Genomic DNA, 25644 nt, shown 5'->3' with positions numbered 1-25644 from the left:
GGTATGAAAAAATTGAACAAAATTGGTCCCATTTTGCTTGGATTTATGTTACTAGTTGGAGTCTGGCAACTGGCAACGGTCATTGGAGGACATGATGCAGCATTATTCCCACCACCGTTAGCGGTATTTACTGCCTTACTGAATACGATTAAAGACGGCTCCATTTTTGAGCATATACAAATTAGTCTTTTACGATTTTTTAGTGGTTATTTGCTAGCAGTTATTGTGGCTGTTGTTCTTGGATTGTTCTTGGGGAGATGGACAAAGGTTTGGGCTGTTTTAGATCCAATTGTGCAGGTATTGCGCCCTGTATCGCCAATAGCTTGGTCACCATTTATTGTTCTATGGTTTGGAATTGGTAACATGCCAGCCATAGTCATTATCTTTATTGCAGCATTTTTTCCAGTACTATTATCGACAGTATCTGCCGTAAAAAAAGTCGACGATGTATATTTACGCGTAGCAGCAAATTTTGAAATGTCACAGTTTGATTTATTGCGAAAAATTGTCTTTCCTGCAGCATTTCCGATGATTGCAAACGGATTACACATGGCATTAGGGAGTGCATGGATTTTTCTTGTGGCTGGAGAGATGGTTGGTGCGCAGTCAGGACTTGGTTTCTTAATTGTCGACGCAAGAAACTCACTAAGCCTAGATTTAGTAATGGCAGCCATTATTGTCATTGGTGTACTCGGTTTACTACTAGATAAAGCGATACGCTATTTCGAGAGCTGGGTTGCAAAAATTTGGGGTGGTCAAGGAGTCTAGTATTACAATGATGGATACTTTTTTTCAGAGGTATCAGCGATTTGTGCTGGGCGATCAGCGGAAGTAGGGATTTTAACAGAGCTGTTGAGTGTTAATGTCATAGAAAAGAACTGCTCCAATGATTTATCCCGAATTAACGGTCAGTAATTGATCTGTTCCGAAAGCGAAGCGGCAGCGACAGGATGTTGGTCACACAAGCTTTTTCACAGGATGTGAAGGTTTTAGCTTGTGTTCCTCTATTTATCGTGGGGGATGAAGATAACCCCCACTGATTGAAGTTTCACTTTATTGGGCAGCTCCAGTTTGTATGGCACGTATTTGAATTGTTTCGATGCGCTCGCCTGTATTTTTTGAATAGTAGCCTAGTTCTACTTTTTCGCCAGTCTTGGCATCGACGATTTCTTTAAAGCAAGGATCCAAGTGTTCACTGCCCCATAAAATCATGGCGTTAAACACGGGTTCTAATGCCTTTCCAGCCTCGGTTAAGGAATAGGCATAGCGAGGAGGATGAGCTGAATAGAGCGTGGATGCCACAAGCTCTGCATCTTCTAAAGATTTTAAACGAGCAGACAATAAATTTGCTGAGAGTCCTGGCAAATTTAATTTAATATCATTAAAATTTGTTTGTCCGATTAATAGCTCATGCAAAATGAGCAAAGTCCAGCGGTCACCGATAATATTCAAAGTTTGTGCAATATTGCATGGTAAGTCATAACGTGTTTTCATAGTACTTCCCTCCATGCAGTAGTGTAGCACAAAATATAATTTTTAGTAAATTCAGTTGTTTTTATTAAGTAAGTATAATAAAATAACTCACATAAAGGAAAAACAAACTAATCGGAGGTATTTACTATGAGTTTATTTTTAGTAGAATCAACAGTAAGTGAAGTAACGAACAAAGAGCAATTTGCAGCATTAGTAGAACGTATTGGGCAAACGCAAGATGTTTCAGTTATAGAAGTGCAAGTTGCAAAAGATTTTAGCCGAGCATACTTCATCGTGGAGGCTAATGACGAGGCGCAAGCAACAGTTGCCTTATCTGAACAAAAAATTCAGGCAGATTTAGTAAAAGAAGTTCGTCTCGTTGGGAAAGAGCTTGAAGATGTGAAACAAAATCAAGAGGTCGTAAACTACTTAGTGGAATGGGAGATCCCAGCGGAAATTACAATGGATCAGTACCTTGCTCGTAAAAAGAAAAACTCAGTGCATTATGAAGAAGTACCTGAAGTGCATTTCTCTCGAACATATGTCTGTGAAGATATGACAAAATGCTTGTGCTTCTATGATGCACCAGACGAAGCAGCGGTTAAGCGTGCACGTGAGGCAGTACAAACACCAATTTCGTCTTTAACAGAATTAGCCGATAAATAGAATCCGTAATTGGTGAATCTTAACCGATATCTAGTTGAACTAATCGGACATTTGCGGGTGGAGTCTTCCTATTGCGAAGTAGGAAACTTAGCGTCTGTTAGTGTATGGAAAATATAGGATAGGAGTGAAAAACCATGGCAGTAGATGCAGTAGTGTTACAAGCTTTAATTGATGAAAAATTAAAACCGTTGGTAAAAAAGATTGATGAGGAAGCTTATTATGCGGAGGATTTTTTATACGCGCTAGGTAAGGCTGGATTTTTTGCTTCAATACAAAAGGATGAGCAGACTACGCTACTAGATGAGCTAACGATTGTACAAGAGACGGCGAAAGTTTGTATGACGACTGCATTTTGCTTATGGTGTCACCTTGCCGCCTTAACGTATATACGTAAAACGGAGAATGAACAATTACGTGTTACTATTTTGCCATTACTTGAAAGTGGCGAAGTGCTTGGCGCGACAGGATTATCAAATCCAATGAAATATTATGCTGGCTTAGAGAAGTTACACTTATCAGCGAAGCGTGTAGAAGGTGGCTATATTATCAATGGCATCCTACCAGCGGTATCAAATTTAGGGAACAATCACTGGTTCGGTGCCATTGCACATAATGGCGAGCAGGAAGTAATGGTGTTTGTAAATACTGATAATGCGGCTATTACGCTAAAAGAAAAAATACACTTTTTAGGCGTGAATGGTAGTGCGACCTATACATGTAAGTTTGACAACGTGTTCGTTGCGGATGACTTTGTCGTAACACATGAAGCGAGCTCTTTTGTTGATACAATTCGTCCAACATTTGTACTGTATCAAATCCCACTTGGCTTTGGTGTTGTTGAGGCTTCAATTGAATGCATTGAAAAGGTCTCGGCAAAACAAAATGGCTGCAATGGATATTTACAGGTACAGGCAGATAAAATTGCAGAGAAGCTACAATATTTAAAAGGAACCTTAAAAGCGCTCGTGCAATCGGATGAGGTCAGTTTACAAGCTATTTGCCAAATTCGTTTACAAGCAGTTTATGATACATTGGCAGCAGTACAAGCAAATATGCTTCATAATGGCTCGGCGGGCTATATTGTCGGAAGTGTATCTTCTCGTAAACTTCGTGAGGCATACTTTTTTGCCAACTTAACGCCAACAGTAAGACAGCTTGAGAAAATGACACAGAATTTAATGATAGCTGAATAGATATAGAAAGACCATGGAAAGCTTAGCCGTCCATGGTTTTTTTGTTTCTTTGAATGAAGCTATTCTTGAAACACAATAGGAAGCATGTTTATTCCAGAGAAACATATAGTGTGTATAGAGCGTAATTAGTACTGGTACGAAAGGGGATTGCGTGGATAAATCTTGGTCAAATCAGGGCAAAGATGTAGATGGTAATGCAAAGGATAAGCAGTTAGAACAGTTTCGTATCAATAATGAAGGAAAAAAGATGAACACCAATCAAGGAATTAAAGTTTCAAATGATGAAGATTCATTAAAAGCTGGTGTACGTGGTCCAACAATCATGGAGGATTTTCACTTTAGGGAAAAAATGACACATTTCGATCACGAGCGCATACCAGAACGAGTTGTGCATGCAAGAGGCTTTGCGGCACATGGAGAATTTGAACTGTATGAGCCCATGAAAGAGTATACAAGGGCAAACTTTTTGCAAGATCCAGGTAAGAAAACACCCGTATTTGTAAGATTCTCTACTGTGGTTGGAAGCTTAGGTTCTATGGATACCGCTAGAGATGTTCGAGGATTTGCAACGAAATTTTATACAGAAGAAGGCAATTATGATTTAGTCGGCAATAATATACCTGTATTCTTTATTCAGGACGCCATTAAGTTTCCTGATTTAATTCATGCAGTAAAACCTGAACCACACAATGAAATGCCACAAGCAGCCTCCGCTCATGATACGTTTTGGGATTTTGTTGCCAATAATCAAGAAATAGCCCATATGATAATGTGGCATATGTCCGATCGAACGATTCCTAGAAGTTTCCGTATGATGGAGGGCTTTGGCGTTCATACTTTCCGTTTCGTGAATGATAGAGGAAAGTCAAGATTTGTGAAATTCCATTGGAAACCAGTTTTGGGTGTGCATTCACTCGTTTGGGATGAAGCACAAATCATTGGCGGCAAAGATGCTGATTTTCAACGACGTGATTTATGGGAATCAATTGAAATTGGGGATTATCCAGAATATGAACTTGGTGTACAGATGATTGAGAAAGAAGAAGAATTTAAGTTTGATTTTGATATTTTAGATGCAACAAAGCTTTGGCCAGAAGAGTTGGTGCCTGTAAAAAAAATTGGCAAAATGACATTGAATCGCAATGTGGATAATGTTTTTGCAGAAACAGAACAAGTAGCCTTCCATCCAGGAAATGTTGTGCCAGGCATTGACTTTACGAACGATCCACTTTTACAAGGACGATTATTTTCTTATATAGATACACAGCTCATTCGTCTAGGCGGTCCAAATTTTGCAGAAATCCCGATAAACAGATCGATTTGCCCAATTCATAACAATCAGCGCAATGGCTTTAGCCGACAAACCATTAATCTAGGAAAAGTGAGTTATCATAAAAATTCACTGGCAGATAATACGCCTTCAACATCTACCGAGAAAGAGGGTGGCTTTGTCCATTATGAAGAAAAGATCGAGGGACGTATTACACGAGCCCGCAGTAAGTCTTTTGATGACCACTTCTCACAAGCAAGGCTATTTTGGAATAGTATGTCCCCCCCTGAAAAGCAGCATATTATTGATGCCTTTAGCTTCGAGGTAGGCAAAGTGAAAAGTAAATCTGTTCGGCAACAGGTTGTTGATATGTTCGTCCATGTTGATAAAGCGATGGCGACGACTGTAGCTGAGAATATTGGTGTCAATCGACCAACTGGCGAACAATCGAAGGTCTCGGCCTCATCACCTGCCCTTAGTCAGGCAAATACAATAAAATTACCGCAAACACTGAAAGTTGGTGTACTAATTGGTGATGGATTTGATGCGAATGAAGTGGGAGAGGTGCTGAAATATTTAACCAGGCAGGGTGTTCGATATAGCATAATTTCTGATAGACTGGGTGTAGTTACAGCCAGTAACGGCGTTCAGTTAATGGCCAGCGAAACATTTATCACAACGGATGCGGTGTTATTTGACTCGTTATATGTTGTAGGCGTTCGAGCGGACAATCAGGCAAAATTTAATACACATATTGTGAACTATATAAATGAGGCATATCGACATTATAAACCGATTGGCATTGCCATATCTGGTATGACATTTTTTAATATGTCAAATGCTAATGTAGGATCAGGCATTGTCATGGCGACGGGCAACGCACAATTTGCTAAAAAATTTGTAGAAGCTATTGCACAACAACGTTTTTGGCAAAGAAATATTTATTAACGCACTATGGAGCTATCATATTTTCATTTAGAAAGAGTTATTAGTGAAATAATGATTTTATCAGCGACACAGGCTGTTCTATCATCGGAAAATGCGATTCTATCAGCGCAACTAGCCAATCTAATAGCGATAATGTAAACGGGGACTATTCGACGTCGAACAGTCCTTTTTATAATTTTAATGATTTCACCAAATAGTATGATAGTAAATCTTCCCTATAAGTCACTACCCATTTCGTATATACTTAAATGGACTATATTTTGAGAAAGGGACCAATATTATGCAATGTTTTAAGAAAGTATTATTTTATCTGGCAGCTCTCTTCTTCTTTGTAGCCATTTCAGATCAGGCATTTGCTGCCAAGTCTACAAATTTTTATGAATATAGTAATGCGAAGGGTGTTACGGTCATTAACTATCATTCATTTGGAGATTACAAAGAAATTGCCAACATTAATATTACAGCAAAGCTATTCCGTGAGCAGTTACAGATGCTTAAGGACAGTGGTTATACAACCATTACCGAGGAGCAGTTAATTGCTTATTTACAGGGGCATGGGCGCATTCCTGTGAAATCTGTATTTTTAACGATCGATGATGGCTTCGAAAGTGTGTATACGATTGCTTACCCTATTTTAAAGGAGATGGGTATGCAAGCAACACTATTTGTTATTGTCAAAGATGTGGAAACGGGTTATAGAAAAGGTGTACCAATGTTGAACTGGCAGCAAATAAAAGAAATGTCAGACTCACATAGTATTCATGTAGGTAATCATACATATGATTTACATTGGCGTGGCAACAATGATGCACCAAAGCACGAGGCGATGATACTAAATCAAACGAAAGATGGAAAGGCGCTTACAAATGAGGAACGTCAACGTTACATTCTTGAGGATGTAACAAAAGCACATCAATTAATAGAGAAACATACAGGGAAGGCACCTACATCCTTTGCCTATCCATATGGCGTTTATGATCGAGTTGCTGAACAAGCAATAAAAGAAGCTGGCTATCGAATCGACTATTCAACACAGGGTGGTTTTAATATGTTCGGGGATGGAACCGTTCATATTAAACGAATTGATTCCAGTAATCGTGTAAGTGCGCACGACTTAAAAAAGATTATAGAAAACCATCAGAAACTAGCAGAACAGCGTTATATTAATCGAGATATTCAGGTCGAAGCACAAGTTTCGTCGAACAAGGTTGCACTTAAAGCTTGGCTGAAGAGTGATATGAAGAATGGTACGCTTCAGGCAAAAGAAACTCGATTTGAGCTCTATAAAATGGTGAATGGTGAACGCCAACTTCAACGTAATTTTGGAAGTTATCATGTTGCAGCGAGTTCCAATACAAAGGTTATGTCGACAGAAGAGAATGTAATAAATTACGAAGCTGGTGGCTACTCCGTCAAATCGATTATTATAAAGCAAAACGGAAGTAAAGAGGTTTTTTGGATTAATTTTAATCGATGACATAGAAAGTGCAAGTCTCTCATTTATCTTTTCAAGGATGATGGGAGACTTTTTATGTGCCTATTGCATCTTAAATGCTATTGCTGGATTGTAGAGATTTACGGCAGCATGCAAAGGGGAGATAAAATGTTTTTGAATTTCCTACAAATGGTATCTCGTTGCATTCAAATTTTGTAAATGTTAAGGTGAGAGATGAGGTGAATTTAGTGGAAAAGTTTGATGTAGCAATTATTGGCGCAGGTCCAGGGGGATATGTGTCAGCCATCCATGCAGCTAAAAGTGGCATGAAGGTCGCTTTAGTAGAACGTGGAAAAGTAGGAGGAGCGTGCTATAATGTTGGCTGTATTCCGTCCAAAATTTTATTAGAGCATAGCAAGCTTGTACAAGAAATTAAACGTGGCAATGAGTGGGGCATTGAGACAACTACTGTGAATGTGAATTTTGAGCGCTTGATGCAACGCAAAGATATTGTTATTGGTGAGCTATTAGCGAACATTGAGCATTTTATTGCGAGCAATCATATTACATTTTATCGTGGCGAGGCAACTGTTGCGAAGGATTTAACGGTAACGGTTGGTGCCGATAGCTTTGCAGCTACAGATATTATTTTAGCAACAGGCAGTAAACCTTTTGTACCACCGTTCAAAGGTTTAGAAAAGTCTACATACTATACAACAGATACCTTTTTTGATATGAAGGAGTTACCAGAGCAATTAACGATTATCGGTGGTGGTGTAATTGCAGTAGAAATAGCATTTAGCTTGGCTCCACTTGGAACGAAGGTAACAATACTTAATCATAGTGAAGATATTTTACAGACGGAAGAATCGGATGCAAGACCAATTATTCGTGAAAAGATGAAAAAGCTTAATATTGAGCTAGTGAAAGATTTCCAATTTGAGCATTTTAGTGGCAATGAAATTCACACATCTGAAGGAATCTATACATACGAAAATTTATTATTTGCAACGGGGCGTCGTCCAAATACAGAAATTGCACAGCAGTTAGGACTTGATTTTGATGGTCGTTTAATTGCTGTGAACGACCATCTTGAGACGAGTCAGCCACATATTTACGCTATTGGTGACTTAGTTGGGGGATACCAGCTTGCACATGCAGCAAGTGCGGAAGGCATTCATGTTATTGAGCATATCTTGGGAAACGCACCTGCAGTGATTGACCAAGCATTAATCCCTCGTTGTGTCTATACCCATCCTGAAATTGCTACATTCGGTCTGTTAGAAGAGCAAGTTGAGGTAGAATATACTGTAACAAAAATGCCCATTCATACAAATCCTAAAGCGTTGATGGAAGGCAATATCGAAGGTTTTGTAAAACTAATTGCAACACAACAGGATGGGCAAATATTAGGGGCATGTGTAGTTGCAGATGGAGCTACAGAAATGCTGAATGCCATTTTAGCTACGAAAAATGCAGGTGGTACAGCGCAATACCTAGCTGAAATGATTTTCCCACATCCATCAGTATCTGAGCATATAGGCGATGCAGCGAAGGCTGTATTTAGAAAAGCGATTCATCAATAAATGACAAGAGGTTGTCACCAAAGTCAGTTGTAAATGACTTTGGTGACAGCCTTTTTTAAAATTATTATATATGTGGCGTTTTATCACACAATGTACCGTTAAAATTTCCTGAATACCTATTGACATTATAAGGTATTATGATAAATTAAGTTAATAAGAATACTTGGTATTTGAGGAAAAACAAGCTGACTAGACATCTAGAGGCTTCTATTTTATACAGGGGATATCCCTCTATGTATAAAATAGAAGCCTTTTTTTTTAGATATAGGAGGAAAGAAGAACAATGAAATTAGGATTTTGGTTACCAATTTTCGGTGGATGGTTACGGAATGTAGAAAATGAAAGTATGCCAGCAACTTTTGAGTATGCGAAACAGGTTATTCAAACAGGTGAAAAGCTCGGCTTTGATGCAACTTTAATCGCAGAGCTCTATTTAAATGATATTAAAGGGATTAATGCGGATGCACTTGAGGCATGGTCAACAGCGGCGGCACTGGCAGCAGTTACTGAAAAGATAGAAATATTAGCGGCAGTTCGACCTGGTTATCATAACCCAGCTGTAACAGCAAAAATGGCTGCAAACATCGATCATATTGCCAGAGGTCGGTTTACATTAAATATCGTGTCAGCTTGGTGGGAACAAGAGGCGAAGCAATATGGTGGTCATTTTACAGAGCATGGTGAGCGTTATGACCGTACAGAGGAGTTTGTCGATATTTTAAAAGGTTTATGGACAGAAGAATCATTTAGTTATAACGGTAACTATTACAAACTGGAAAATGCACATTTATCACCAAAACCAGTTCAAAAACCATATCCAAAGCTATATGCAGGTGGCGAAAGTGAACGCGGCAAGCAGGCGATTACTAACCAATGTGATGCCTATGTTATGCATGGTGGTACCGTCGGGGAAGTAGCTGAAAAAATAAAAGATATGATAACTCGCCGAGAGTCTGCGGGGAAAACATCATTCGAAACGTTTGGAATGGCGGCCTATGTTATTGTTCGTGATACAGAGGAAGAAGCACAGGCTGAGCTAGCACGAATTACCAATGTGCAGGATACAGCAGGTTATGTAGGTTTTGGCGATTTTACGAGTAAATCAAAGCTAGAACAGGAAATTACACTGCAGGATTACTCAGTATCCAACCGTGGCTTACGACCAAATTTAGTGGGTACACCACAGCAAGTCGCTGAGCGGATTTTAGCGTACGAGGCAATAGGCGTGAACTTATTATTACTACAATTTTCACCACAGTTAGAAGAAATGAAACGTTTTGCAAGAGATGTGATGCCTTTAGTTAAAACCAAAACAGCCATTTTGCAGTAAGGAGCGACCACATGACGGCTAAAATTTATATACTTCATGAAAATGATGAATGGACAATTCATTTGATTAAGCGATTACAGGAGCAAAACCTTCCTTATGAGACATGGCATCTAGCAGAAGGCTTAGTGGATTTATCAGCAGAGCCGCCACAAGGAATATTTTATAGTCGTATGAGTGCCTCATCTCATACTCGGGGGCACGCATATGCACCTGAATTAACAGCAGCTGTGCTTGCATGGCTAGAATTCCATGGAAGAACCGTTATTAATGGTAGTCGCGCGTTACACTTAGAAATAAGTAAGGTTAATCAATATACAGCGCTTGAAGCTGCTGGTATTCAAACGCCAAAAACAATTGCAACTGCCGGTAAAAATCAGCTAATAGAAGCGGCTGAAAAAATTGGTACGGCATCGTTCATTACAAAGCATAATCGTGCAGGTAAGGGTCTGGGGGTACAATTATTTCACTCAGTAGAAGCACTGGAAGCTTATGCACATAGTTCTAAGTTTGAATCGCCTGTAGATGGTATCACGCTAGTACAACAATATATCAAGGCGCCTGAGCCCTACATTACACGCTGTGAATTTGTCGGTGGCAAATTTTTATATGCTGTTCGTGTTGATATATCAGAGGGCTTTGAACTTTGTCCTGCCGAAGCTTGTCAAATAGGTGATTTATATTGCCCGGTAGGGGATCCTGTCGCACAGAAACCGAAGTTCCATATTGTGGATGATTTTCCGGGTGAACTAATTGAGCGCTATGAAGCATTTTTGGCACGTAATAAAGTGCGTGTGGCAGGCATTGAATCAATTATTGATGAGGGTGGCATGGTTTTTACGTATGACGTGAATACAAACACAAATTATAATCCCGATGCAGAAAAGGAAGCCAATCAATACGGTATGTTAGCTGTTGCGAAATACTTAGGTGCAACATTACATCAATATGAAAATGCATTACAAATGCTTTAAGGACGTTTTCGAATAGGCATGTGCAAAGGAGAAATAATAAATATAGGCTTAAAAGGAGTGGTTAAGGTGACAAAAGTAGTGATTATTAATGGCAGTAATACAAGAGATTCACGTGTTACGGGGGTACAAGAAAAGGTAGAGCTCTTCTTCAAGGCACAAAGAGTAGCGGTTCATACCAACTATGTGCACGAATTACCGACAGCAGATTTAATCAAGGCCAATTTCGCCAGTGAGGCAATTATAGCTGAAAATAAATTAGTAGAGGAAGCCGATATTGTCGTAATCATAACGCCGATTTATAAAGCCTCCTACACGGGGATTTTAAAAACCTATTTAGATTTATTGCCTCAAAAAGCATTGGAGGGTAAAATGATTTTGCCAATAGCAGTGGGTGGCTCAATCGGACATTTGCTTGCATTAGAATACGCCCTAAAGCCAGTTTTGGCTGTGTTAGGAGCCACAGATATTGCACATTCTGTATATATCATTGACAAGCAAATTATTCGATTAGAGGATGGTGGCTTTGCAGTTGAGGAAGAAGCTATTAAACGTCTAGATGTAGAATTAAACAAGTTACAGCACATTGCTACCGTTAATTAAAAAAGTGATTTCCAACATTGCATTAACAAGCATCGTTTTGTTTTAATGTGTGAAATAAAAATAATAGCGCATCATAGGAGAAAATATCCCATGATGCGCTATCTATTAATTTGCTTCAGGTTCGTCCAGTAAAGTTTCCTTCTCCGACGTTGCTGTAGAAAGGAATAAGAAAGCTTCATCTTGCAATAACAATATTTTCTCTTCACAAATACCATGCGCTAATGGCCCTGAAAAAATGGATTCCCACCAAGTTCCTGTTGTTGTTGTCATTATCTACGCCCCCGTTTCAATTCATTCATATGTAATTGTATATTTCCCGAGATCAAAAAAGTAAAACATACCCTACATAACTTCAATTTTTGATTTTTACAGCCATATCACCCATTGCAGAAAGAGGATTTTTGGTCTTCGATGTTGTATCGTATAGACAATGATAGTTTGTTTCAAAAAGACAAAACTATGTATGCCATTATAAAAAAAGGGGTGTTTTTTTTATGAATTTTACCACACAAGATGTTGAAAAAATGATTACAGAACAACGCACATTTTACTTCTCACGCGCGACAAAAGAAGCGAAGTTTCGTAAAGACCAATTATTGAAATTAAAGAAAACCATTTTAAAATATGAAAAAGATGTCTTGAATGCATTATATTTAGATTTGCGAAAAAGTGAATTTGAGGCATATGCAACAGAGGTTGGCATTGTTCTCGATAGCATTTCATATATGGTAAAGCATGTGGAAGAATGGATGAAGCCAGAAGCTGTAAAAACCCCAATACAGTATCAAATGGGGAAAAGTTTCATTGTTCGAGAGCCATATGGTGTTACATTAATCATTGGACCTTTTAATTATCCATTTCAACTCGTCATGGAGCCATTAATTGGAGCAATCATTGGTGGGAATACTGCCATAGTAAAGCCATCTGAAACATCAGTGCATACAGCAGCAATTATCAAAAAAATAATAGAGGAGACGTTTGATTCCTCTTATATTCGTGTTGTGGAAGGCGAAAAGGAAGAAGTGACGGCGTTAATTCATGCCTCATTTGATTATATCTTTTTTACAGGAAGCGTAGCAGTTGGGAAAGTAGTAGCAAGAGCAGCGGCTGAGCGTTTAACACCGATTGCACTTGAACTTGGTGGAAAAAGCCCAGCGATAGTCGATCAAACAGCGAATTTAGAAGTAGCTGCAAAAAGACTAGCATGGGGAAAATTCACAAATACGGGTCAAACATGTGTAGCACCAGATTATGTGCTCGTCCATAAGGATGTCTATGAACGATTTATAAAATTGTTAAAAGATACGATTCGTTCTTATTACGGGAAAAATGCCCTGAAAAGTCCTGATTACGGTCGTATTGTAAGTACTAGACAATTTGATCGCTTGCAACAGATTTTAGTGGAAGAGCGGGATGTGATTACGTACGGTGGTCGATCAGATCGAGATGATTTATATATGGAGCCTACGATTATTGAACAAGTAAAATGGTCAAGCCCTTCAATGCAGGACGAATTATTTGGACCGATTTTACCGGTTATGATGTATGATGATTTGCGTCTTGCTATTCATCAAGTTCGTCAATTACCAAAGCCATTAGCGGCATATTTTTTCTCTGAACATGAGAAAGCTATCCAATATTTTTTAGAAGAGCTACCTTTTGGTGGTGGCTGTATAAACGATACGATTACACATGTTGGAAATCTCCATTTGCCGTTTGGAGGCGTAGGTCCTTCAGGCGTAAAAGCCTATCATGGTAAGGCAAGTTTTGAAAATTTTACACACCCAAAATCAATCTTAAAAAAATCATCGAAGCTCGAAACGAATGTTCTTTTTCCACCATATAAACAAAAGGTTAAGCTTGTCCGTACTATTATGAAATAATGTGTTAGTGGAGGTGTCAGGTCACTATTCTGGAGACACCTCCATTTGTTAATTTTTAATAGCAGGTAATTTTATTTTTATGATTGTACTGCATTTTATCTTACTTTCAATGGCGATGTTTCCACTGTGATCCTAAATTATTTTATTTGTAATAAATATTCCAAGACCTGTACCATTTCATGAAGATCAATACATAAACTGCGTTAAATCACACGATTGTATCCAGCCGATAGTAGGACAACAAAGACAAAGGTCTCGCAATACTGCGTATGAAGTATGTTTTCTGCTGAAATACGGTGATAATAAGATAAAGAAATAATTTCTAACAAAAAAACAATACTAAGGATAGTATTAATTTTAAAGGATTGATAAATCGTTATTACACCGATTAGAACCTCGAAGTTGTTAAATAACTTGAGCATGACGAGCACACCATAAGCAAAAATAGCTGTCACAAAAAATAAAAACAACAACAATTTTATTGCGCATACGTAAAAGGGCAATTTGTTACAAGGCAAGCACCTCAATTTCTACAACGATATTCACCATCCATACATGATTTGACGTTGTCGATAAATGACGATTTTTGATAAGAAAGGCAAAATTCAATATATTATTAAAATGGTAGCGTTTTCATCAAAAAAACGTATCCTGAAGCATTTCATTTATAGGTGAATAAGTAGTAAAATAAATTCATTAGAATGTGGGGGTATTCAATTTGTCATTTTTTGTCGAAAAAACAAGGGTGATGAAATGAGTGTTGAGATTGATTGGAGGACTATGAAATGTATGCAGAGGAATTGTTAAGTGCATTACCTTTGAAAAAAATTATTGGAGAGCTACCAGATCAAGTCAGTGATATTGTGATTGATTCTCGTAGTGTGCAACCAAATAGTATGTTTGTTTGCATTAAAGGCTACACAGTAGACGGTCATGACTATGCGGAGAAGGCTGTAGAAGGTGGCGCAACGATCGTGTTGACTGAACGTCAATTACCGTTAGCAAATACTATTGCACAAGTTATTGTAAAAGATACGGAACGCGCAGTTGGCTTACTAGCGGCTAAGTTTTTTGATTATCCATCGAAGGATATTACAATGATTGGTGTGACCGGAACAAATGGTAAAACATCAGTAACGGGTATCATTCAAAATATTATGCATGGTATGGGCGAGAAGTCTGCACTATCTGGAACAATTGGCTTTAATTTGAATGGTATTTTATATGAATCTGCAAATACTACGAGCGATGCATTATCGACCCAGCAAATGATTTTTCGTGCAAAAATGGAAGGCTGTCGATTAATGACAATGGAAGTCTCTTCACATGGTTTAGCCCTTGGGCGTTTAGCTGGTGTTGATTATGACGTAGCTATTTTTACGAATCTAACACATGATCATCTTGATTTCCATGGTACGATGGAAGAATACGGCCATGCAAAAGGCTTATTATTCTCCCAACTTGGACAAGATTTAGAAAAGAATAAATACGTGGTGTTGAATGCAGATGATGCTTGGTCTGAGCGCTATTCAGCGATGACACCCTTCCCAGTATGGACGTACGGTTTAAAAAATGAAACAGCCGATTTCCGTGCCATTAACTGTGAGTACCATGACTATATGACCTCTTTTGACGTGGTTATGCCAGAAGGTACATACCCTGTCAAAATGCAATTACTTGGAGAGTTTAATATTTATAATGTACTTGCAGCGATAGTTGCTTTTTATGGTCGCGGCTACTCAATGGAAACAATTATTGAGCAAATTGAACAACTACCGCCAGTTAAAGGACGAATGGAGAAAGTTTGTTCAGATTTACCCGTACAAATTTTTGTCGATTATGCGCATACACCTGATGCTATCGAAAAAGCGATTGCTGCGGCGGAGCCTTATAAAAAAGGTAAACTGATTTTCTTGGTAGGTACAGGTGGAAACCGAGACAAATCAAAGCGTCCAGCGATGGCGGAGAAGGCATCATCAGCAGATTATGTTATTTTAACGACTGATGATCCTCGCTATGAAGATTACGATAGTATTACGGGGGATCTTGCGAAAGGAATGCAACATACGAATTATGCACGTATTGGTGATCGTGCTGAAGCAGTCCGACATGCAATTGCTATAGCTGAACCAGGTGATATGATTATTTTTGCTGGCAAAGGTCATGAAGATTATCAAATTATTGAAAACAGGAAATATCCGCATAGCGACGCAGAAATCGCTGTAGAAGCAGGCCGTTTAAAATTTGTCTAATTTTATTTTATCGAGTCTCCCACTCCTATAGCTGGAGAGAGGCTTTTGATCTAATGGACCAGAGGAACACCAATTTGTTAGCACCTTTTTAGTTTATAGAGAAACCTTTTAGTTAGAAAGTTAGTGACTAAGAGGTTTTCTTTTTGGAGAATTCATGTAAAAAGGTTGTACGAAAGGCAAGTCTTCTTTTATTATTAGTAGGTATGAAAAAAGGAGAATGACGAGATGACTTCAAATTTAGAAAAAGATATATTAACACGACGTACATTCGCCATCATCAGTCACCCTGATGCTGGGAAAACGACGATTACAGAAAAGCTTTTACTATTTGGTGGTGCGATTCGTGACGCTGGAACAGTAAAAGGGAAAAAATCAGGAAAGTTCGCAACATCTGACTGGATGGAAATTGAAAAGCAACGTGGGATTTCAGTAACATCTTCAGTCATGCAATTCGATTATAATGGTTCACGTGTGAATATTTTGGACACACCAGGGCACCAAGATTTCTCTGAGGATACGTATCGTACTTTAATGGCAGTGGACAGTGCTGTCATGGTTGTGGATGCAGCAAAAGGGATTGAGGCCCAAACATTAAAATTATTCAAAGTTTGTAAAATGCGCGGTATCCCTATTTTTACCTTTATCAATAAGTTAGACCGTCAAGGTAAAGAGCCACTTGAGCTGATTGAGGAGCTTGAAGAGGTACTTGGCATTCACGCTTACCCTATGAACTGGCCGATTGGTATGGGGAAAGAGTTCCTCGGTATATATGACCGTTATAATAAGCGTATCGAGCAGTTCCGTACAGAAGAGGGAGAACGCTTCCTACCAATCGATGAGAAAGGCGCTCTAGCAGTAGATCACCCGATGAAAGTAACTTCATATTACTCGCAAGCAATGGATGATATCATGCTACTTGATGAAGCGGGGAATGCGTATTCTGAAGAAAAAATTCGCCGCGGAGAATTAACACCTGTATTCTTCGGTTCAGCCTTAACTAACTTCGGGGTACAAACATTCCTTGAAACTTATTTACAATTTGCACCAACGCCACAACCGCGTATCACTGAGGATGAGCAATATATTGATCCAGTTGAGTATGGGGAATTTTCGGGCTTCATTTTCAAAATTCAGGCCAATATGAATCCTGCACACCGTGACCGTATTGCTTTCGTACGTATCGTATCTGGTAAATTTGAGCGTGGTATGAATATGACCTTATCTCGTACAGGTAAATCTTTCAAAGTAACACAGTCTACACAATTCTTAGCAGATGACCGTGAAACAGTAGACGAAGCAGTGGCTGGAGATATCATTGGCTTGTATGATACAGGTACGTATCAAATTGGTGACACAGTCGTTGGCGGTAAGAAAACATTCCAATTTGAAAAATTACCACAGTTCACACCAGAGCTATTTGTCCGTGTGACGGCGAAAAATGTCATGAAATCGAAGCAATTCCATAAAGGGATTCTACAATTAGTGCAAGAAGGTGCGATTCAATACTATAAAACGTTGCATACAGAAGAAGTTATTCTTGGTGCAGTCGGTCAATTACAATTTGAGGTATTTGAGCACCGCATGAAAAACGAATATAATGTTGAAGTAAAAATGGAGCCGATTGGTTCTAAAATTGCACGCTGGATTGAAAACGAGGACGATGTCAAAGAATCAATGTCTTCAGGTCGTTCAATGCTTGTAAAAGATCGCTTTGACAATTATGTATTCTTATTTGAAAATGAATTTGCTATGCGCTGGTTCGCTGATAAAAACGAGCACATTAAATTGTATAGTCTATTGTAAAATAAAAACACGAATCGACATTTATGTGATTCGTGTTTTTTTACAAGGAAAAATGGGGATAGGTGTTGAATATAAACAGTATTAGGAAAAACTAACGGGTGCCAACCTTCAACCCAACAAGAGTGAATAAAAGTGAAGATTTAATCCCCAGCAAGTGCTCACTAAAGAATACATAATAAAATCTTTATAAACGTCAGTGGCGTGTGAGACACCACTTGAGGTTCCTAACTATTTAGAAAATCTCCAAATTTAAATTTCACTTTATAAAAAATTCTCCTTTTCGGCAATCATACTAAGGAAGAGAAGAAAAAGGAGTTTATACAACATGAACATTAGTGATTTTTCGATTAAAAGGCCAGTTTTCACCATCGTTACGATGCTGCTCGTCATTATTTTAGGTGGCGTATCCTTACTTAAAATACCTATAACACTAATTCCTGAGTTAAATCCACCTATTGGCGTCGTTGTCACAAGTTATCCTGGCGCAAGTCCAGCAGAGGTGAACGAGAAAATAACGAAGCCATTAGAAACAACGTTGGCTACCTTACCAGGTATAAAAAAAATTCAGTCTACCTCACAGGAAGGATCAAATTTAATTGTTCTTGAGTTTAATTGGTCAACAAATATAGAGGACGTTCAGCTAGATATTTTGCAACGTATCGATATGACACCACTACCGAATGACGCAGAGAAACCGAGCTTTTTAAAATTTGATCCATCGCAATTTCCAATAATTCAGCTTTCTTTACGTGCTGAAAATGACAAGATAGACGTACGTGTATTAGCGGATGCTTTGGAAAAAGAACTTCGACGTACAGACGGTGTTGCCAGTGTTAATGTGTCAGGTAAGCTGGTAGAAGAAGTCCAAGTAACATTGGATGAATTGAAACTGAAGGAAAGAGGTTTAACGCAAGCAGATATTATACACATCATTCAAATGAATAATATTTCACTTCCGGGTGAACCGGTGTCAACTGCTGATGGAAAGATGCTGACGACACGAATTATTAGTACCTTAACATCACCAGAAACTATCGCTGATTTAATCGTCTCGGTGAATCCAATAGACGGTCAATCATTAACAGTAGGGGATGTAGCTACCGTTAAACGAACGGAACAAAAATCTATAACAGAAACACGTGCTAATAATCATTCAGCTGTATTAATGTCTGTTCTACAAGAATCAGGAGCCAACACTGCTGAAGTGTCAAAAGCCTTTCAACAGGCTTTAGACGACCTACTCGCGAGAGAGCAATATAGTGGTGTAGTAGCTGATGTGTTAGTGGACCAAGGTAATTATGTGGATGCAGCAATTAGCAATATTAGTACTTCACTACTTGTTGGTGGCTTATTTGCAATGCTTGTTTTGTTTGTCTTTTTACGTGGCGTGAAAAGTCCAATTATTATTGGGATTGCTATTCCCTATTCGGTAATCGTCACATTTGTTTTAATGTTTTTCGCCAATTTCTCACTTAATATTATGACGTTAGGAGCATTAGCGCTCGGAATTGGGATGTTGGTTGATAATGCCATCGTCGTGATTGAAAATATTGAACGTCATTTAGGTCTTGGCAAAGGGCCAATAGAGGCTGCTAGACAAGGGACAAGGGAAGTTGCTTTAGCTATTACTGCGTCTACATTAACAACAGTAGCTGTCTTCATTCCAGTTATGTTTATTGAAGGCTTAATTGGGCAAATTTTCACGGAATTTGCACTGACAATTTCCTTTAGCCTAATTGCCTCATTGACGGTTGCACTAACGGTCGTACCGATGCTGGCAAGTCGTTTTTTAAAAACGAAAATCGAAAATATCAATGAGAGTCGTAAAGAATCACGATTTTATAAGCGTTACAAGGCATCCGTTGTATGGGTATTGCATCATCGAATACTTGTACTCATGACGACAATTTTTCTTTTCGCCATTTCCTTGTTTGGTTTAATGAAAATCGGTACAGAGTTTTTACCAGCAACAGATGAAGGTTTCGCAACTGTGAATGTGAATCTTGAAAAAGGGGCCGCAGTGTCCGAAACAGAAAAGGTTGTTGCTAAAATCGAGAAACGCTTGAAAGAAGAGCAAGATGTTGATGTATACGTTAGCTTAATTGGTGGTACACAACAATCGCAATCCAGAGGACAGACAAGTGCCAATCAAGCAGAAATGTATGTGAAGCTGGTGTCACTCGCAAATCGACAACGATCAATTTTTGAATTTGTTGAAGAGGTCGAACAAGATTTAAAAACAGAACTAGGCGCGCGAGCTGATATCACCTTCAATGTATCAACAACTTCAGGCTCATCACCGAATACATTAACATTCCGTTTAACGGATTCAAATGAGCAACGTCTTCATAAATCGGTTGAAAAAGTACAGCGGGAGCTATTAAAAATTGAGGCAGTCACGAATGTTATGACTGATTTAGATGATACGATACAAGAAATTCAGATTGAAGTTGACCGTGAGAAGGCAAAGGATTATGGCTTCTTACCTGCACAAATTGCACAAACAGTTAATCACATGACAAAAGGTCAATTTACGTCGCAAATGATTGCAGCGGATGGAGCAGTATTATCAATCTATACAGGCTTTGGACAGGCTTTTAATGACAGTGTCGACTCATTGAAGGAGATGCAACTGCGTTCACCTGCGGGGCTATTTGTCAAACTGAAGGATATTGCATCTGTTTCTGTGCAGGAAGGACCAGTATCCATCCGACGCTCCGACCAAGCGGCTGCGGTAGCATTTTTTGTTGACTATGAAACGAAGGAGTCACTTGGAAGCATTTCAAAAAAGGTTGATGCAGCTCTTGAAAAAGCTAGTTTACCTTCTGAAACTCAAATTATCTTTAGTGGTGATCGAGAGCTATATGATAGTGCCATCGATGATATGCTATTAGCTGTTGCACTTGCAGTAGTGCTTGTATATATTGTTATGGCTGCGCAGTTTGAATCCTTTAAATATCCGTTCGTCATCATGTTCACTGTGCCATTGATGATTATTGGTGTTGCTATTGCGATGTTTGCTACGAACACTTTAATCGGTGTGACATCTGTTATAGGTATCTTAGTACTTGTAGGCATCGTAGTGAATAACGGTATTGTACTTGTAGACTATATCAACCAGCAAAAGGAAAAGGGGATGGCACCTTATGAGGCGATTTTACTTGCCACAGTGGATCGCCTTCGTCCAATCTTAATGACTGCACTTACAACTATTCTTGGGTTACTACCACTTGCTTTTGGCATTGGTGAAGGAGCAGAGATGAATCAGCCAATGGGGATTGCCGTTATTGGTGGTCTTGTGACATCCACTTTGCTGACATTATACATTGTGCCGATTGTGTATAGCCTAATCGATAAAGAAACAAGGAAAATACAGTAAAGACAAGGGGGGAATGGGAGATGGCTGTTCATTTTTTTACGGGATTTCCAGGGTTCATTTCGAGTCAGTTAATTCGTGAGTTATTTGGAAAAAACAAAACACAGGAAGTCATTGCTATTGTCTTAACAGGAGAGTTACGAAAGGCGAATATAGAAAAAAATAACATACTGGCGGAGTTTCCAAATTGCTCGATTCAGATTGTAGAAGGGGACATTACGCTCCCAAATATTGGTCTTGGAAATCAAATCATGCAGGAAATTTTACCTCAAATTGAAGTCATTTGGCATTTAGCGGCAATTTACGATTTAGCTGTGCCACGTGATATAGCATGGAAGGTAAATGTACATGGAACCGCGATGGTCAATGATTTTGTACGTACACTACCGAATGTAAAGCGTTATATGTACTTTAGTACGGCATATGTAGCTGGTTCACGGGAAGGGATTTTACGTGAGAATGAGCTTATTCGACCGCGTGCTTTTAAAAACTATTATGAGGAAACAAAATATGAGGCTGAACATCGTGTGGAAGATTTAAAATCGGAGGTTCCACTCACAATTATTCGCCCTGGGATTGTACGAGGACATTCTGAAACAGGAGAAACGATTAAATTTGATGGGCCATATTTCTTTTTAAATATGGTAGATAAATTAAAATGTTTGCCGTTCATTCCGTATATCGGAGATTCAAATTCAACTATAAATGTCGTACCAATAGATTATATTCTAAAGGCATCTATATTTATAATGGACGAGAAAAGTGCTGAAGGGAAAACACTACATTTGACAGATCCTAATCCTCATCCTGTGCAGGAAGTATATCGTACGATGGTAAAACTATTGACGAATCACTATCCAAAGTGGCGCTTACCACTAGTTCTTGCAAAAAAATCGTTGCAAGTACCATTTGTCCGAAAAAAGTTAGGCGTTGAGCAAGAAACCTTAGATTATTTAACCTGGAATGCGATATTTGATACAACAGAAGCGGTTACTATTTTACAAACAGGCGGTATAACATGCCCTGACTTTATACAGACTATGCCAATGATGGTTAATTTTTATTTAGCGCATAAAGAGGATGAGAGCTATCAAATACAGATTAAATGATGCTAGATATTTTTGTCAGTAATAAATGATAGTGCTATAATAATCCTACAGAAGAAAAATCCTTCGACATTTGTCAAAGGGAGTAGCTAACAGATGAGAGCGATGTATCTGGTTTCTCATTCGTCAAGATAAGGTGTAAACCATCTGTTGCGAGAGGGAATGACTTAAGTGAATGATATAAAATCCACAGTGGGGATTTATGCACTGAGAGCGAAGTAACAGTTATAAATTTGCTTAGCAAGGAGGTGTCTCAAAAGTCATTTGAGACGCCTCCTTCTGCGCGAAAGCGAAGCGGTAGGTATGTTAAAATTGCTTTTTTAGCTATTATTATCAGCAAAACGGTCAGTAAGACGTTCACCTCAAGTGGAAAGATGTGAGTGAGTACACAAGGTGGTCGAACAACTGATCGTAAAAGCCCGATTGGTTCAACGAACAATCAGTGAGGGGAGAAGGAACCCCCCACTGATTAGAGTTTCACTTTATCGTATTTGGCTTATTAGAAGCTTCCTTTTCTTTTGCAAACGTCTAGTAATTGTTAGTTATTTGGGTATACAAGCTTAAAGGGGGCACATTGAATGGAAGCAATATTATTACAATATGGCTGGGTACTCATGGTACTAGTTGTATTAGAAGGATTATTAGCAGCAGACAACGCGGTTGTGATGGCTGTAATGGTTAAACACTTACCACATGAACAACAAAAGAAAGCATTATTTTATGGATTATTTGGGGCATTAATATTCCGATTCTCTGCCCTGTTTGTTATTACAGTTTTAGTGAATTATTGGCAAATCCAAGCTGTGGGGGCAGCCTATTTACTATTCATGTCCGCCAAAAATATCTATGACTTGAAAAAACACAAAGATGAGCCTGAGGAAGAATATGAGGGAAAAACTAAAAAAAAAGGCTCTGGTTTTTGGATGACTGTTGTTAAAGTAGAATTAGCAGATATAGCTTTTGCCATTGATTCTATGCTAGCTGCAGTTGCTATAGCTGTGACCTTGCCGCATTGGGGTGATTTTGATATAGGAGGCATCAATGGCGGGCAATTTACTGTCATGTTACTGGGCGGTTTTATTGGGGTCATTATGATGCGTTTTGCAGCTCAATGGTTTGTTAAAGTATTAAATGACTATCCTTCACTTGAAACGGCAGCATTTTTAATAGTTGGCTGGGTAGGTGTGAAGCTTGTTGTTTTAACATTAGCACATAAAAATGTGGGTGTTTTACCAGCAGATTTCCCACACTCAACAGCATGGGAATTAACTTTCTGGATTGTTTTAATAGCAATAGCATTAGGTGGATACTTAATTGGAGTACGAAATAAAAAAACTAACTAAATAATTTTTTGAGGTTGTCCCTAAAATCCCTCAAACAATATTGATCGTCTTCCTATAGGATGATAATCTGCTTCGCTTTCCGCAGGCACGAATCGCATCAGCAACATGTTTTATGTGCGAAAGCGAAGCGACAGCAACAGGTGTTTAATGTGCGAAAGCGAAGCGACAGCAACAGGATGTAGGTCACGAAGATGTCACAGGACGTGACGATTTTAGCCATTGTTCCACTTGGCCATAAGTACTCCAGGTACACTATTTTTACTTTTAGGACAGCCTCTTTCTTTTTATTCCTATTTTTTCTATACTAATATCAAGTTTGTCATCAAGAGGTGGAAGGGGGTTGGTGAGGTGCCGTGGAAAAAATCATCGAATAAACTCGTGACACCATTTCAGGTACTTGTTTCTTATTATTTTATAGCAATAGCGATTTCCTTCCTGTTATTACGTCTTCCCGGCGTTCATAAAGAGGGTGTGGAAGTTTCACTACTAGATAGCTTATTTACAGCTGTGAGTGCTGTTAGTGTGACAGGCTTGACGACATTTAATATTTCAGCGACCTACACAACATTTGGCCTTGTCATGGTTCTTGTTATTTTGCAGCTAGGTGCAATTGGTATTATGTCACTTGGCACCTTTGTTTGGTTGCTTGTAGGAAAAAAAATTGGTATGCGTGAGCGTCAACTAATTATGATTGACCATAATCAGTACAATTTGTCAGGTGTTGTCCAGCTTATTCGGGAAATTTTGAAGATCTTGATTGGTATTGAATTAGTAGGCGCTATTATCTTAACGGCTCATTTTATGAATTATTTCGATACATTTGAGGAGGCACTTATTCACGGTGTCTTTGCCTCCATTTCTGCTACTACCAACGGTGGATTTGATATTACGGGGATGAGTCTACAACCATTTCATAATGACTATTTTGTTCAATTGGTAACGATGGTGCTGATAGTTTGTGGAGCAATCGGATTCCCAGTATTAATTGAAGTGAAAACATTTTTACTCAATAGACACCCAAATTTCAGATTTAGCTTATTTACAAAAATTACAACATCCACATATGCGATTTTATTTGTTGTAGGCGCACTTGTTATTTTACTGCTTGAGTCATTCCACTCCTTTAAGGGAATGCCTTGGCATGAGGCGATTTTTTCAGCAATGTATCATTCTGTTTCGACTCGTTCGGCAGGACTTACAACGTATGATGTAACAACCTTTAGCGAGGCCACGGATATATTTATGAGCTTTTTAATGTTTATTGGTTCTTCCCCAAGCTCAGTAGGGGGCGGGATACGAACGACGACTTTTGCCATCGCTATTTTATTCTTAATCACGTTTGCAAGAGGAAGAGAGGATATTCAAGTATTTGGACGTGAAATCCATCTAATTGATGTATTCCGCTCGTTTGTCGTTATTTTATTGGCGTGCTTTATGGTGTTGACTGCCACAATTGTTTTATTGATTACGGAACCGCATGCGACACTCATTCAAATTATCTTTGAAATTACATCGGCGTTCGGAACATGTGGGATGTCCTTAGGGATAACCTCAGATTTATCGGTTATCGGTAAATTTATTATTATTATATTAATGTTTATTGGTCGGGTTGGTTTAATATCCTTCCTTTATACACTCGGTGGTGGTGGAAGAGGAAAAAAATCAAGTTACCACTATCCAAAGGAAAGAGTAATTATTGGGTAAGGAACCTAAATCATTAGTATAAAAGGCTTTTGTGGGGGGATATTTTTGAATTCCCCCTTTTTTTTGCCCCTTAAAGATTAATTTTTGAGGTAATCTTCGAATTTTTTAAGGGAATTTCTCTCGTGATCAGGTGTAATGTCTTCGTTAAATAGGAAAAGGTTAGGAAGTAATTTAGCGACGTGACTGTCACATTACCAGGTAACGACGAAGTGTTTCGATATGCCAAACAAGCCTTGAAAACACAAGTGAAGGGGCTATTAATAAGTAATTGAATGAATAATAAAACCAGGTACTCAAAAATGTGAGCCTGGCTTTTCTCATTTCCCAAAAAAATATTTTTATTAATAAAATACCAAAACAAGTCGCTTCATTTTTACATCTTACCTAGACATTAGTACGACTAGGCACTATGATAAATAAGAGAAAAAAGGGGGGGCTTGAATGGGGAAAAAACGGTATTCTTCAGATTTTAAATTAGAACTTGTTAAACAATATCGCCTCGGCACCGCTGTAAGTAAACTATCAAGCGAATATGGTATTTCAGAAGTTACGATTTATAAATGGATAAAATTATACTCACCTGTTGAAGGTGTGGTCGATATGACAAAGGCAGAAGTATTAACAATTCAAAAAGAAAACGAGCGATTAAAACAAGAGGTTGATATTTTAAAAAAGGCTATTACCATATTCGCACCCAAATAGCTG

The 25644-nt window shown here is 38.6% G+C and carries 20 protein-coding genes; 17 read left to right on the top strand and 3 right to left on the bottom strand.

What is annotated here, in order from left to right; genetic code table 11:
* The first annotated feature begins 3 nt into the window (after positions 1-3).
* Entirely contained in the window at positions 4-768 is a 765-nt protein-coding gene (locus tag ACQKII_RS01530) for an ABC transporter permease (protein WP_427455667.1), read from the top strand.
* 285 nt (positions 769-1053) lie between these two features.
* On the opposite strand, the gene ACQKII_RS01525 is transcribed toward ACQKII_RS01530, so the two are convergent.
* Positions 1054-1494, bottom strand: a complete 441-nt coding sequence (locus ACQKII_RS01525) for a winged helix-turn-helix transcriptional regulator (protein WP_427455665.1) — start codon at positions 1492-1494, stop codon at positions 1054-1056.
* A 126-nt stretch (positions 1495-1620) separates the two neighbouring features.
* Here ACQKII_RS01525 and ACQKII_RS01520 point away from each other — a divergent pair, with 126 nt between their 5' ends.
* The 8 genes from ACQKII_RS01520 to ssuE all read left to right on the top strand — a co-directional run bounded on the left by ACQKII_RS01520 (position 1621) and on the right by ssuE (position 11472).
* Positions 1621-2139 (top strand): DUF4242 domain-containing protein, encoded by a 519-nt coding sequence (locus ACQKII_RS01520; protein WP_427455663.1) that lies wholly within the window; start codon positions 1621-1623, stop codon positions 2137-2139.
* 134 nt (positions 2140-2273) lie between these two features.
* A complete protein-coding gene (locus tag ACQKII_RS01515; protein ID WP_427455661.1) occupies positions 2274-3332 on the top strand; it encodes an acyl-CoA dehydrogenase family protein in 1059 nt (352 codons plus the stop codon).
* A gap of 151 nt (positions 3333-3483) precedes the next feature.
* Positions 3484-5550, top strand: a complete 2067-nt coding sequence (locus tag ACQKII_RS01510) for a catalase (protein WP_427455659.1) — start codon at positions 3484-3486, stop codon at positions 5548-5550.
* A 280-nt stretch (positions 5551-5830) separates the two neighbouring features.
* The gene (locus ACQKII_RS01505) at positions 5831-7027 is read left to right on the top strand and encodes a polysaccharide deacetylase family protein (protein ID WP_427455657.1); all 1197 of its coding nucleotides are present in this window, start codon (positions 5831-5833) and stop codon (positions 7025-7027) included.
* Positions 7028-7233: 206 nt separating this feature from the next.
* The gene (lpdA, locus tag ACQKII_RS01500) at positions 7234-8571 is read left to right on the top strand and encodes a dihydrolipoyl dehydrogenase (protein ID WP_427455655.1); all 1338 of its coding nucleotides are present in this window, start codon (positions 7234-7236) and stop codon (positions 8569-8571) included.
* A gap of 283 nt (positions 8572-8854) precedes the next feature.
* A complete protein-coding gene (locus ACQKII_RS01495; RefSeq protein ID WP_427455653.1) occupies positions 8855-9901 on the top strand; it encodes an LLM class flavin-dependent oxidoreductase in 1047 nt (348 codons plus the stop codon).
* Positions 9902-9912: 11 nt separating this feature from the next.
* Positions 9913-10872 (top strand): ATP-grasp domain-containing protein, encoded by a 960-nt coding sequence (locus ACQKII_RS01490; protein ID WP_427455651.1) that lies wholly within the window; start codon positions 9913-9915, stop codon positions 10870-10872.
* Between the two features lie 66 nt (positions 10873-10938).
* Positions 10939-11472 (top strand): NADPH-dependent FMN reductase, encoded by a 534-nt coding sequence (gene ssuE, locus ACQKII_RS01485; protein WP_427455649.1) that lies wholly within the window; start codon positions 10939-10941, stop codon positions 11470-11472.
* Positions 11473-11577: 105 nt separating this feature from the next.
* On the opposite strand, the gene ACQKII_RS01480 is transcribed toward ssuE, so the two are convergent.
* The gene (locus ACQKII_RS01480) at positions 11578-11742 is read right to left on the bottom strand and encodes a hypothetical protein (RefSeq protein ID WP_427455647.1); all 165 of its coding nucleotides are present in this window, start codon (positions 11740-11742) and stop codon (positions 11578-11580) included.
* 224 nt (positions 11743-11966) lie between these two features.
* Here ACQKII_RS01480 and ACQKII_RS01475 point away from each other — a divergent pair, with 224 nt between their 5' ends.
* The gene (locus tag ACQKII_RS01475; RefSeq protein ID WP_427455645.1) at positions 11967-13355 is read left to right on the top strand and encodes an aldehyde dehydrogenase; all 1389 of its coding nucleotides are present in this window, start codon (positions 11967-11969) and stop codon (positions 13353-13355) included.
* 203 nt (positions 13356-13558) lie between these two features.
* Here the strand turns inward: ACQKII_RS01475 and ACQKII_RS01470 are convergent, their stop codons facing one another.
* Positions 13559-13777: a hypothetical protein gene (locus tag ACQKII_RS01470; RefSeq protein ID WP_427455643.1), complete on the bottom strand. Its 219-nt coding sequence runs from the start codon at positions 13775-13777 to the stop codon at positions 13559-13561.
* A 363-nt stretch (positions 13778-14140) separates the two neighbouring features.
* Here ACQKII_RS01470 and ACQKII_RS01465 point away from each other — a divergent pair, with 363 nt between their 5' ends.
* The 7 genes from ACQKII_RS01465 (at position 14141) to ACQKII_RS01435 (ending at position 25641) form a co-directional block, all read left to right on the top strand.
* The gene (locus ACQKII_RS01465; protein ID WP_427455641.1) at positions 14141-15607 is read left to right on the top strand and encodes a UDP-N-acetylmuramoyl-L-alanyl-D-glutamate--2,6-diaminopimelate ligase; all 1467 of its coding nucleotides are present in this window, start codon (positions 14141-14143) and stop codon (positions 15605-15607) included.
* Between the two features lie 225 nt (positions 15608-15832).
* The gene (locus ACQKII_RS01460) at positions 15833-17410 is read left to right on the top strand and encodes a peptide chain release factor 3 (RefSeq protein WP_427455639.1); all 1578 of its coding nucleotides are present in this window, start codon (positions 15833-15835) and stop codon (positions 17408-17410) included.
* Positions 17411-17735: 325 nt separating this feature from the next.
* On the top strand, positions 17736-20789 hold the full coding sequence (locus ACQKII_RS01455) for an efflux RND transporter permease subunit (RefSeq protein ID WP_427455637.1): 3054 nt from the start codon (positions 17736-17738) through the stop codon (positions 20787-20789).
* Between the two features lie 20 nt (positions 20790-20809).
* Positions 20810-21895 carry an SDR family oxidoreductase gene (locus ACQKII_RS01450; RefSeq protein WP_427455635.1) on the top strand — a complete coding sequence of 362 codons (1086 nt, stop codon included), beginning with the start codon at positions 20810-20812 and terminating at the stop codon, positions 21893-21895.
* 575 nt (positions 21896-22470) lie between these two features.
* Positions 22471-23235 (top strand): TerC family protein, encoded by a 765-nt coding sequence (locus ACQKII_RS01445; protein ID WP_427455633.1) that lies wholly within the window; start codon positions 22471-22473, stop codon positions 23233-23235.
* A 348-nt stretch (positions 23236-23583) separates the two neighbouring features.
* On the top strand, positions 23584-24939 hold the full coding sequence (locus ACQKII_RS01440; protein WP_427455631.1) for a TrkH family potassium uptake protein: 1356 nt from the start codon (positions 23584-23586) through the stop codon (positions 24937-24939).
* A gap of 441 nt (positions 24940-25380) precedes the next feature.
* Positions 25381-25641, top strand: coding sequence for a transposase (locus tag ACQKII_RS01435; protein ID WP_427455629.1), 261 nt, complete (start codon positions 25381-25383; stop codon positions 25639-25641).
* Positions 25642-25644 lie beyond the last annotated feature (3 nt).

The sequence above is a fragment of the Lysinibacillus sp. NPDC048646 genome (assembly GCF_050272295.1).
Classification (GTDB): domain Bacteria; phylum Bacillota; class Bacilli; order Bacillales_A; family Planococcaceae; genus Lysinibacillus.
Note: the sequence above shows the minus strand (reverse complement) of the source record. Positions and strands in the feature narration are given on the sequence as shown.